Raw genomic sequence first — 10,217 nt, 5'->3', positions numbered from 1 at the left:
CGGCCCCGGCCGGCTAAGAAATCAAGCCGTGACTCAAGGGGCTGACCGAGGGCGGGAGGAACGGGGCACAAAGCGCGGCTGACGGTCCATCAGGTCTTGATAGCCAGGACCCATGGCGCGCTCCTCGACTCGGATGCGGGCTGCCAACAACGGTATATGCATCAGCGAAAAGCTTAACGCGGTGCGCCAGCAGCCGTGGATCAAGGGTACTGCGACGATTTCCAGGGCGACCGCCAAATAGTTAGGATGGCGAATCCAGCAGTACGGGCCGGCGCGCACCGGGGCTAGGCCGGGAACAACCAGAACGCGGGTATTCCAGCGCGGCCCCAAGGTCGCGATTACCCAAGCTCGCAACGCTTGTGCTAATAGCGCTACTACCAGGGCCAGCCAGCCTAGCCAGCCGGGAAAGGGCGGCCGAAAGAGCACTGTCTCGGCCGCGCAAGAGACAAAAAATAGGCAATGAAATGTCACCATCAGGCGATGCACGCCATGTCCGCTCTCCACCGCGCCGCGCGCCAGCGCCCAGCGTCGATTGCTGGCGGCCCGCAACAGTTCGCTTAGCCGCTCGACCGCCAGCAGAGCAAGCAGTACGAGGTAAACCTTCAGCGACATTAGCCTCGACGCTTTCTCCGGCCTTCTGCCTGAACGGTTTGCTTTTCCACTATCGCCGGGGCTGCTATATCTGAAGCGAAGTCATGGCACGTCAGCAAAGCGCTAAACTCACAGGCGCTGCTCGCGCGCGGCGGATGGACCCGGTGACTCAGACTCATCGGCGGTTCGTAGCCGCCATGGAGCGCCGGCTGGCAGAAATCGATGAGCCGGCCCGGAGCGGCTATCTGACCGTGATGGTATCACTGTCCGCCAAGCTGGAGGTGCCCGGCAAGCCTATCAGCGAGATCGTGCGCGAGTTGATGGCTGAAGCCGGGCCGTTGCTGTTCAGCCTCATGCGTGCGCCCTGAACGCTATTCCTCCTCTAGCAACGCGTAGCCAACTTCACTGTGAACGGCCAAGTCCAGCCCCTCGCGCTCCATTTCCGACTTGACGCGCAAGCCAACGGCGGCGTCGACCAGTTTGAGCAGGATTAGACTGCCAATGGCGGCAAAACCAATACTAGCCAACACGGCGATCGCCTGGAGCAACAGCTGGCGTGGGTTACCCGCCAACAAGCCGTCGGCGCCGGCGGCATTGACCAATTTGCTGGCGAAGATGCCGGTCAGCAGGGCGCCGATACTGCCGCCTACACCATGCACCCCAACCACATCGAGAGCGTCGTCGTAGCCGGCACGGAACTTAATGCCGACAGCATAGAAGCAGACGACCCCGGCAATCAGGCCGATCATTAGCGCGGCCACTGGCGTGACGTAACCCGCGGCCGGGGTAATGGCGACCAAACCGGCCACCGCGCCACTGGCAACGCCCAGCACGGTGGGCTTGCCCCGTGCCGCCCATTCGCTCAACACCCAGGCCAGGGCGGCGGCCGCGGTCGCAGCGTGGGTCGCCATCATCGCCGAGGCGGCCAAGCCGTTGGCAGCCAGGGCGCTGCCTGCATTGAAGCCGAACCAGCCTACCCACAGCAGACCCGCGCCGGTCAGCGTCATGGTCAGGTTATGGGGGGGCATCGGTCGTTGGGGGAAGCCTATGCGCCGGCCGATGACCAGCGCCGCAATCAGGGCGGAGACTCCCGAGGAGATATGAACCACCGTGCCACCGGCGAAATCCAGCGCCCCGAGCTGGTGAATCCAACCCCCGTTGCCCCACACCCAATGGGCCAGCGGATCATAGATACAGGTCATCCAAAGCAGGCTGAATGCGATAAAGCCACCAAAGCTGATACGCTCGGCGAAGGCGCCGGTAATCAGCGCCGGCGTGATGACTGCGAACATGCATTGGTAGATCGCAAAAGCCAAGTGCGGGATGGTGGGCGCATAGGCAGGATTGGGCAACGCGCCTACCCCATTGAGCCCGGCCCACGAAAAATCCCCGATAAGTCCCCAATGGTCAGGACCGAAGGCCAGGCTGTAACCGAACAAGACCCATTGCACCGATACCAAGGCGGCCAGAATGAAACTCTGCATCAACATCGACAGGACGTTCTTGCGCCGCACCATGCCACCGTAAAACAAGGCCAGACCAGGGGTGGTCATGAGCAACACCAGGGCGGCCGAGATGAGCACCCAGGCTGTGTCGCCGCTATCGATTTTACCGCCCCCACCCTGGGCCCAGGCGGTTCCTCCAAGGCCCATCAGCAGGCCTACGGCGACCCCCATCGTGCTACCTTTCCGCCCCATTCAGTGACCTCGCAAATCGCGTAATTTAAGGGTTAATTCCTGTCAGAAGTTGACGCCCCGCTCAAGACGGCCACGGCGTGCGGCCCAAACTCGATTTTTCGTTGCGCTGCCCCGCCGTTGCCCCCATGCTGGATAGCAGGGTACGAGCGATACTCCTTGCAGCAGGCCCGTTTGTGCCTTCGTCACCGGCTTCAAGACGGGCAATCCGACACCAGGAAGGAGCCAGAAAAATTGGCACTCACCAGCGGCATCGTCTGGCCGACGATAGCGTTGGGATGGTACCATCCAGCAGCGGCCTTCGAAGCAGGATACCGTACTCGTTTCGCTTCGCAGTGGCTTTCTGCCGCCTTTCCGGCGCTGCTGGTAGCGTTGGCAGGCGCATTGCTGCTGGCACTCTTGAGCGGCCGGGGAAGGCCGTGGATCCTGTGGCCGGCCGCACTGATTCTTCTAACCTGGGCTAGTTGGTGGAGTTGATCAGGCGGAAACCGCTCGCATAAGCGCCTTTTGGGCCCGTGCATCCGTCGTTGTCAACCTCCTCCCAATCTCAGCCGTACTGTTACCATGAGATTTACATTCTGCGCCTCAGCGGGCAGCAGCCCCCAAGCAACAGCTTGGCATTCGAACACCGTGCTGCCGTTGACTTCGCCGCCAGCACGTGCGGCCGGAGATTTAATGCGCACCGCCGGCGGGTTGCGTCTATACCGCTGGTTGCGCCGGTTTTGCCTGTTAATTCTGATTGGTGCGGCCGGCTGTGCCGATACGCTGCCCAATGCGCGGGCGAACATTCGCGCGATCGCCGCGCGCGCCCATCGATTGCCCCAAATTGTCAATTCCCAGGAACAGCCGCTAACGCCTGACCAGCGCCAGATGCTGCTCGAGCAGATTGAAGCTGAGGGCGCGGCCAGCCCCGAGCTGCTGGCTCATCTGCCGCTGCTGGAAGCGATCGGGGGCGCGCCGCTGGCGATCGGCAATCGAGTTACCTTGCTGCAAAACGGGCCGGTAACCTATGCGGCGATGCGCCGGGCTATCCTGCAGGCTCAGCATTCGATCAATCTGGAAACCTTCATCTTCGCCGACGATTCGGTAGGGCGTGAATTTGCCGCCCTGCTGATGGATCGCAGCCGGCACGGGGTGCAGGTCAACGTGATCTATGATGCCTTGGGCTCGCTCACCACCTCGCAGTCGCTGTTCGACCAGATGCGCGCTGCCCATATCGCAGTCCTGGCCTTCAACCCTATCCGGCTGCTCCGCCATCTGCCCGGCCGCTCTCTGGAGCATCGCGACCATCGCAAATTGCTGGTCGTGGATGGACGCTTGGCAATTACCGGCGGAGTCAACCTGACCAGCGACTACACCCACGGGTTTTCGACCAGCGGTCGGCCGCGCACGGGCAACGGCGACGAGTTGTTCTGGCGCGACACCGACGTCGAGATTCAGGGACCCGCGGTGGCCCAATGCCAGCAACTGTTCGTCGATACCTGGTTTCGCCAAACCGGGAAGTTGCTGCCCCGAGCCGAGTACTTTCCCACCCTCCATCGCCAGGGTGACGATTTGGTCGAAGTAATCGGCAGTACTCCGGATGCCCCCATCAGCGCTATCTACCTGACCCTTCTGGTAGCGATTCACAATGCTGAAAAGAACGTGTGGATCACCGACGCCTACTTCGTCCCCGACCATCAGTTCGTCACCGACCTGCGCACCGCGGCGCGACGCGGCGTGGACGTGGAGTTGGATCTGCCGCACATCACCGACCATCCCGTTGTGCTTTACGCCTCGCGCTCCCATTACACTTCCCTGCTCAAGAGCGGGGTCAAAATCTACGAACGCACCGGCGCACTGCTCCACGCCAAAACCGCTACCATCGACGGAATCTGGTCCACGGTCGGGTCGGCCAACCTGGACTGGTGGAGTTTCGCTCGCGATGACGAGATAAATGTGGTGGTGCTGAGTCCGTCCTTCGCACAGCAGATGGAGATGATGTTCAAGGCGGATCGCGAGCAATCCGAACAAATCCAGCTCGCCACTTGGCACCACCGTCGACTGTGGGAACGAGCTCAGGAATGGCTGGCACGTTTGATCCAACCGCTGTTGTAATTTTCGCACCTCGCGCCCGGCCAATCAGACGAAAAAGGCCTTAGGTTAGGTCGTAAGCCCGCACCACCTGTGTAGACAGCTTCTGCGCTTGCCGATCGTCCGGCGCGTGAGGGATGACCGCGCAGCAGAATGGCAGACTATCGTGAATTAGGTAGGACGCGCTCGTCGGTTTTTTTTTGCCGGCCATGCGCCGGCGTTCTGGTATGCTGAGTTAGCTGGAGCGGCCGGTACTACCAGCGAGGAGGTGGTCGCTTATGCCAAAAACCCGTTATGGCATCCTTTTGTTGGGGATATTGATGCTCGTCAGCCCGACACTGGCTCATGCCCAGGGCAGCGCGACTGCGCGCCCAGGAGCGTTGGGCGAAGCGGAAAATGCGATCGACGACGCCGCACTGACCACTAAGGTCAAAACCATTCTGGCCACCAATAAAGTGACCAGCAAATACAAATTGCACGTCAGCTCCAGTCGCGGCGTGGTCACTTTAAGCGGTCATATCGGCTCCTTGAGCAATGCCCATTATGCCGTCGCGCTGGTGCGCAAAATCAACAGCGTGCGCGGGGTAAGAAACCATCTGCAGACGCCGTAACGGGAACCAAACGGCTCACCGCCAGACCGTTGCCAAGGGCACTCGAAGCGATTTTATCAGCACCGGACCGTCACGGCCTGAGCGATAGGTCAACTCGCGAGCGTGCCAGAGCCTGCCTGGATACAGGCTGGTAAGTCCGCGATAAGGACAATCGGAGCCCTCACAGCCGCGGGCCGGCGGGCAGCCGAAGCGGACGATTTGCCCAGCTACCAACGCCAGAGTGCCCGTAAAACGACCGCAGATCGAACCGTCGGTCAACCCGACCATAAAGGGGTATGGCCGGCCTCGCGCCACGTCGGGCGCAGGCAAGGGCTTGGTTAGCCGCAGCAGAAAACCCGAACCAGGCCGGCTCGGATCGGCGTCGCAGGCCACGGCGCGATTGCCTGGGATGAGAAAGCAGGGATCGAAGATTTCGTTGCCAGACATACAGCGCCAAGCATCGGACCGGTTGCTGGCGATGGAGTTGGTCCAGCAGGAACCGGCGCGCGGCGCGCCACTGGGCATCGCCGGCTGGTAATGCAACACCTTCGTTTCAGCCAGCCGGGCGTGGGCTGGGGGCAGTGCTAGCGTCAGCCCCGTCGCGACCAAGACCAAGATGATCAGGCGTAGCGCGCAGGTCCTCATAACGCCGCCACGAAGGCTACGGTCCTACCGGAAAGCCACGGCCTAGTAGTAGTCGACCGGATCGATCCGGCGTTTGGCGCCCCAGTAAAATAGGATGTTTTCGGTTAGTCCTTGCCAAGTGAAGGGTCCGGGCGGCATGAGCAGCCGCTTAAACATCGATTTAAGCGAATAGAATTGCGTGGTACAGCGCCAGACCCCCTCTTCGACTTCCTGGGGCGAAAGGTTCTTGGGCACGAACATGCAGCGGAAGTTGTTGGTATACATATCCGCGTCAGGAATGATTACGCGTCCCTCGTTTTCGAGCTGAGTGCGCATCGGGGTCCCTTTGCGCGGAGTAACGGTGTTGAAAAATGCCTCGGGCGCCTTGACCTCGTGCAGGAATTTGATTGTGTCCGCGAAGATTTGCGGATGATCGTTTTCCAACCCAAAGAGAAAGTTGAGCGAATAATAGATCCCATACTTGCGCAGCTTGGCGAGCAGGGTCTTGTACTCTTTGGCGTGATTTTGAATTTTGTTCATCGACAGCAGGCTGTCCTGGCTGATCGATTCCACTCCGATGTTGACGTGGAAGACGCCGGCCTTGGCCGCGAGGTCCAACAATTCGTCGTCATGGTTGGAATTGATCGTCCACAGGCAGGAGAAGCGAATGTTGAGCGGGGCCAGGGCGCGGAACAGCTCGCGCGCGAACTTGTGCTTGCCGGTGATCTGATCGTCGATGAATTGAAAGCGGCGGATGCCAGTAATCTGGATATTTTGCTTGATTTCCTCGACGATGTCTTCAATCGGGCGGGTGCGGTAGCTACCGCCGTAGAATACCGGGATTTCGCAAAACGCGCATCGATAGGGACATCCGCGGCTGGCCTGAATCGGGATACACTTGAACAGATAGCGATTAAGCTTGAGCAACTCGTGGCGCGGGCGCGGTAGCTTCTTGAGATCGTGCAGCTTGTCCGCCTTGTAAATCGATTTGAGCTTGCCATCCTGCCAGTCGCGCAACAAATTTTCCCATACCAAGTCGGCCTCGCCCTGCACCACCGCGTCGGCATGCTTAAGCGCTTCCTCGGTTTGTAGGGTGGCGTGAAAGCCGCCCATCACCACCGGGATTCCGCGCCGGCGAAATTCATCGCCCAATTGGTAGGCGCGCAGCGAAGCCCCAATCGTGGTGGTCATTCCGACCAAGTCCCAGCCGCCGTCAAAATTGATGTCGTCCACCCGCTCATCGCACAGGGTGACATCAAAATCATCAGGGGTCGTGCCCGCGATAAGCGGGATCATCAGACCCATGATCAAGCGCCACTTGGTCTTGTGCGGGGTACCATCCAGGTGCACCGTGGTGGGTTGCACCAGTAAGATACGCGGCTTTTTACTCATGACTTCTCCCCGAGACGTAGACCGTCACGACCATTTTGGAGCGTCTGCCGCCCCGTCCTCCAAAAACTTGAAATCCAAGCCTATTTGATAGTTACAGCTCTCTAACCGTCTTTAACCGGCGCATCAGGAGCACTGCTCTCAATGGTAACCAATCGTTAAACCGCTGATAAATCTACTAGACCAATCGGTCAGGCGAGGCAAGAGAGCGCATTAAAGCGACCGTCCGCGCGGTCAATAAATGCGTTTTAAAATTCTCTTAACCGATTGTCCGGCTCCTGTGCGGGCTGCTAATCTGCCCGCAACGTGGACCGGATCGATACCCTGCTGTTCGATTTCGGCGGGACGCTCGACCTACCAGGCGAGCATTGGTTGGACCGCTTTCTGGTTCATTACCGCGCCGCCGGATGGCGACTGGAGCGCCAAGAGCTGGATCCGGCTTTCGCCTGGGCTACGGCGCAAGGTTATCGCGCGACGCAGGCGTTACGGGAGTGTGACTTGAGTTCGCTGGTCGAGCGGCTGGTGCAATGGCATATCGAGGAGTTGCGCGAACGGCTACCCGCACGTTTTCCGGCAGGTTTCGTTCCAAGCCAAATCGCCGTTCCGTTCTGTCACGCCAGTGTTGCCGGTATGCTAACCAGCCGCCTTCTGTTGGCCGAGCTAGCACCTCGTTTCCATTTAGGCGTAGTCTCCAATTTTTATGGCAATCTGGAGCGGGTGTTGGCCGATGCCGGTATCCTGGAGCTGACCACGACAGTTATCGATTCCTCGCAAGTGGGGGTATTCAAACCCGACCCGTATATTTTCGCCCTCGCTCTCCAAGCATTGGGTGCGCGGGCCGAGCATACCCTGATGATCGGCGATTCGTTGACCAAGGATTGCGCCCCTGCGCGCGCGTTGGGTATGAAGACGGCCTTGGTAACTGGAGCGCGCTCAGCTTGCGCTGCAGCCGCCACGGGGGCCGATTATGTAATAGCGGATCTGGCCGATTTGCACAGCTTGCTCGGAGACTGATGCAAGGAGCAATCCTAGCGGCCGGACGGGGCGAGCGCTTGCGCAGCCCCCAAGCCGACCTGCCCAAGCCTTTGGTCGCCCTAGCCGGCCGGCCGCTATTGTGGCGGCAAGCCGACTCGTTGCGCGCCGCCGGCGCCCAGAGTGTGGTGGCGGTGATCAACTCGGAAACCGCCGCCGCAGCCTCCAAGTTGCGGTTGGCGTTACCCCAAGGCTTGGCACTGGTCGTGCGGGATACGCAAAACTCGTTGGAAACCTGGCTGGAATTAGGAAACCATCTGGCCCCAGGATGGTTTGTGGCAGCCACCGTCGATGCAGTTCTGGCGCGCGCCGAGATGGCCCGGTTCGTGACCCAAGCGCAGGCGCAGGTGCAGCAGCGACCGGCCCTGGCCGGAGTATTGGGCGTGGTCAACTGGCGTGGTGATTCGCGCCCGCTGTTCGTAAGCGTGGGCCAAGAGGGCATCGTTACCGCGATCGGAGCGCAGGCCGCTATGGTGACAGCCGGAATATATTTCTTCTCCACCCGCATCTTTGAATATCGCAATCGCGCCGCGGGAATGGGCGCGCTGCGGCAATTTCTGGCCGCCCTTATCGACTGGCGTGAATTGATTGGAACGGTCCAAGTCCACAACGTGATAGACGTCGACGAGACTGCCGACTTAGCTGCCGCCCGCCGGATGGTCGCTGCGTTTGACGAGGAGTGACGTGCGGGTCCTTGGGATCTATCGCGAGGCGCGCTTTTCACCGGGCAAAGTTGAAGTCGATGCGGCCATTCTGGATGCCGCGCTCGCGCATTTGGCACACCAAGGTTGTGCGGTGACGACCATCGATGGTGCCGAGCTGGAGTCCAGCTCGCACACACCTGCAGGCGCCAACTTGATCTTGGCAATGTGCCAGAGCCGAGCCGCGCTGAGCGGCTTGGAGTTGGCGCAGCGCGCGGGCACCATTGTAATCAATCAAGCGGCGGCGATTCGCGCTTGCTATCGCGATCGGATGGGGCCGATCTTGCATGCGGCCGGAATTCCGACTCCGCCCGGGCGGCTCGTCAAAACCGACCTGAGCCCAACGCAAGCGGCAGCCGCGGTAGCCGATTTCTCGCTGGCAAGCGGGCTGTTCGTCAAACGCGGCGATCTGCACGCGCTGGCGGCCGACGACGTTACTCGGATCGAAACCCTCCCTGCTCTGCTCATGGCGATGCATCAGTTAGCCAAACGTGGGGCAAAAAAGGCCTACCTTCAAGCCGCAGTCGAAGGTAAGGTAGTTAAGTTTTACGGCGTAAGCCGAAGCTTTTTCGAAGTTGTCAACGGGCCTGAGGAGTTGCGGTCGAATATGGTGAACGCGCTGGCCCAAGCCGCGCAAAAGGCGGCGGCCATGCTGGGGCTGGAGGTTTGGGGTGGAGACGCAGTAGTAGACGAACATCGCTTCTATTTGATCGATTTTAACGATTGGCCCAGCTTTGCGGCGGTGCGCGAACGAGCGGCAGTGGCGATTGCAAACCACGCGATGAGCCGTATAGATAGCCTCAGGAGAAGATAGACCTTAATGGACGTGGCACAGCCTCGGGCGGCCCTTGCGGCCGACCTACCCTGCATCAAAACCCCCGTTCCGGGGCCGGCCTCACGCAAAATTTTCGAGCACGAAGAGCGCCATCTGGCGCCCGGCCGCCAACGTATTTCGCAGTTGGCCGGGGTGGCCTTCAACCACGGCAACGGAGCTACTCTGACCGACGCCGACGGCAATGTCTACGTCGATTTCTTTGCCGGCGTCGCAGTCGCCAGCCTGGGCCACGCTCATCCCGCGATGACCAAGGCATTGGCCGAGCAGGCTAGCCGCCTGACCGTTGGCACCTTCGCTACCGCTCAACGCGCCGAAGCCTTCGAACGCCTGACTGCGGCTGCGCCCGCACCGTTGCGCCGAGTCCATCTCTACAGCGGTGGCGCCGAAGCGGTCGAAGCCGCCTTGCGCCTAGCCCGCTCGGCCACCAAAAAGCATGAAGTGCTGAGCTTTTGGGGCGGCTTTCATGGCAAAACCGGAGGCGTCCTAGGGATGGTCGGTGACGAGTCCAAGCAAGGTTATGGACCACTGCCCGGGGGTCGCTACCTGGTACCCTACGCCGATTGCTACCGCTGCGCGTTTAAGTTGCAATATCCGAGCTGCGGCCTGTTCTGCGTGGAATTCGCCCGCAAGCAACTCAAGCATTCCAGTGCCGGCGCTTTGGCCGCCGTGCTGGTAGAACCGTTTCAGG

The 10,217-nt window shown here is 60.5% G+C and carries 11 protein-coding genes; 7 read left to right on the top strand and 4 right to left on the bottom strand.

Annotated elements, in window-relative coordinates:
* Nucleotides 1-33 precede the first annotated feature (33 nt).
* On the bottom strand, nt 34-612 hold the full coding sequence (locus VKV28_11310; protein HLH77384.1) for an isoprenylcysteine carboxylmethyltransferase family protein: 579 nt from the start codon (nt 610-612) through the stop codon (nt 34-36).
* Between the two features lie 83 nt (nt 613-695).
* On the opposite strand from VKV28_11310, the gene VKV28_11305 reads away from it, so the two are divergent.
* On the top strand, nt 696-959 hold the full coding sequence (locus tag VKV28_11305) for a hypothetical protein (GenBank protein ID HLH77383.1): 264 nt from the start codon (nt 696-698) through the stop codon (nt 957-959).
* 3 nt (nt 960-962) lie between these two features.
* On the opposite strand, the gene VKV28_11300 is transcribed toward VKV28_11305, so the two are convergent.
* Nucleotides 963-2,288, bottom strand: coding sequence for an ammonium transporter (locus tag VKV28_11300; protein ID HLH77382.1), 1,326 nt, complete (start codon nt 2,286-2,288; stop codon nt 963-965).
* Between the two features lie 672 nt (nt 2,289-2,960).
* Between VKV28_11300 and VKV28_11295 the strand changes: the two genes are divergently transcribed.
* Nucleotides 2,961-4,382, top strand: coding sequence for a phospholipase D-like domain-containing protein (locus VKV28_11295; GenBank protein HLH77381.1), 1,422 nt, complete (start codon nt 2,961-2,963; stop codon nt 4,380-4,382).
* Between the two features lie 254 nt (nt 4,383-4,636).
* Entirely contained in the window at nt 4,637-4,969 is a 333-nt protein-coding gene (locus VKV28_11290) for a BON domain-containing protein (GenBank protein ID HLH77380.1), read from the top strand.
* Nucleotides 4,970-4,984: 15 nt separating this feature from the next.
* On the opposite strand, the gene VKV28_11285 is transcribed toward VKV28_11290, so the two are convergent.
* Entirely contained in the window at nt 4,985-5,593 is a 609-nt protein-coding gene (locus tag VKV28_11285) for a hypothetical protein (protein HLH77379.1), read from the bottom strand.
* 42 nt (nt 5,594-5,635) lie between these two features.
* Nucleotides 5,636-6,964: a radical SAM protein gene (locus VKV28_11280; GenBank protein HLH77378.1), complete on the bottom strand. Its 1,329-nt coding sequence runs from the start codon at nt 6,962-6,964 to the stop codon at nt 5,636-5,638.
* Between the two features lie 303 nt (nt 6,965-7,267).
* Between VKV28_11280 and VKV28_11275 the strand changes: the two genes are divergently transcribed.
* The 4 genes from VKV28_11275 to VKV28_11260 form a co-directional block, all read left to right on the top strand.
* Nucleotides 7,268-7,975 carry an HAD family hydrolase gene (locus tag VKV28_11275; GenBank protein ID HLH77377.1) on the top strand — a complete coding sequence of 236 codons (708 nt, stop codon included), beginning with the start codon at nt 7,268-7,270 and terminating at the stop codon, nt 7,973-7,975.
* A complete protein-coding gene (locus VKV28_11270) occupies nt 7,975-8,676 on the top strand; it encodes an NTP transferase domain-containing protein (GenBank protein HLH77376.1) in 702 nt (233 codons plus the stop codon). Before VKV28_11275 ends, VKV28_11270 begins: the two co-directional genes overlap by 1 nt.
* Nucleotide 8,677: 1 nt before the next feature.
* Entirely contained in the window at nt 8,678-9,508 is an 831-nt protein-coding gene (locus VKV28_11265) for a hypothetical protein (GenBank protein ID HLH77375.1), read from the top strand.
* 6 nt (nt 9,509-9,514) lie between these two features.
* Nucleotides 9,515-10,217: aminotransferase class III-fold pyridoxal phosphate-dependent enzyme (locus tag VKV28_11260; GenBank protein HLH77374.1), on the top strand; the 703-nt coding region annotated here is incomplete at its 3' end.

This window comes from Candidatus Binataceae bacterium, assembly GCA_035294265.1.
Lineage (GTDB): Bacteria > Desulfobacterota > Binatia > Binatales > Binataceae > DATGLK01.
The sequence above is the reverse complement of the archived record's forward strand: the minus strand, read 5'-3'. Positions and strand labels throughout refer to the sequence as shown.

What these genes read in the sequence shown, in the direction of transcription:
- VKV28_11300 (HLH77382.1), bottom strand. Translation starts at nt 2,288, where the DNA reads ATGGGGCGGAAAGGTAGCACGATGGGGGTCGCCGTAGGCCTGCTGATG.
- VKV28_11290 (HLH77380.1), top strand. Translation starts at nt 4,637, where the DNA reads ATGCCAAAAACCCGTTATGGCATCCTTTTGTTGGGGATATTGATGCTC.
- VKV28_11270 (HLH77376.1), top strand. Translation starts at nt 7,975, where the DNA reads ATGCAAGGAGCAATCCTAGCGGCCGGACGGGGCGAGCGCTTGCGCAGC.
- VKV28_11305 (HLH77383.1), top strand. Translation starts at nt 696, where the DNA reads ATGGCACGTCAGCAAAGCGCTAAACTCACAGGCGCTGCTCGCGCGCGG.
- VKV28_11285 (HLH77379.1), bottom strand. Translation starts at nt 5,593, where the DNA reads ATGAGGACCTGCGCGCTACGCCTGATCATCTTGGTCTTGGTCGCGACG.
- VKV28_11310 (HLH77384.1), bottom strand. Translation starts at nt 612, where the DNA reads ATGTCGCTGAAGGTTTACCTCGTACTGCTTGCTCTGCTGGCGGTCGAG.
- VKV28_11295 (HLH77381.1), top strand. Translation starts at nt 2,961, where the DNA reads ATGCGCACCGCCGGCGGGTTGCGTCTATACCGCTGGTTGCGCCGGTTT.
- VKV28_11280 (HLH77378.1), bottom strand. Translation starts at nt 6,964, where the DNA reads ATGAGTAAAAAGCCGCGTATCTTACTGGTGCAACCCACCACGGTGCAC.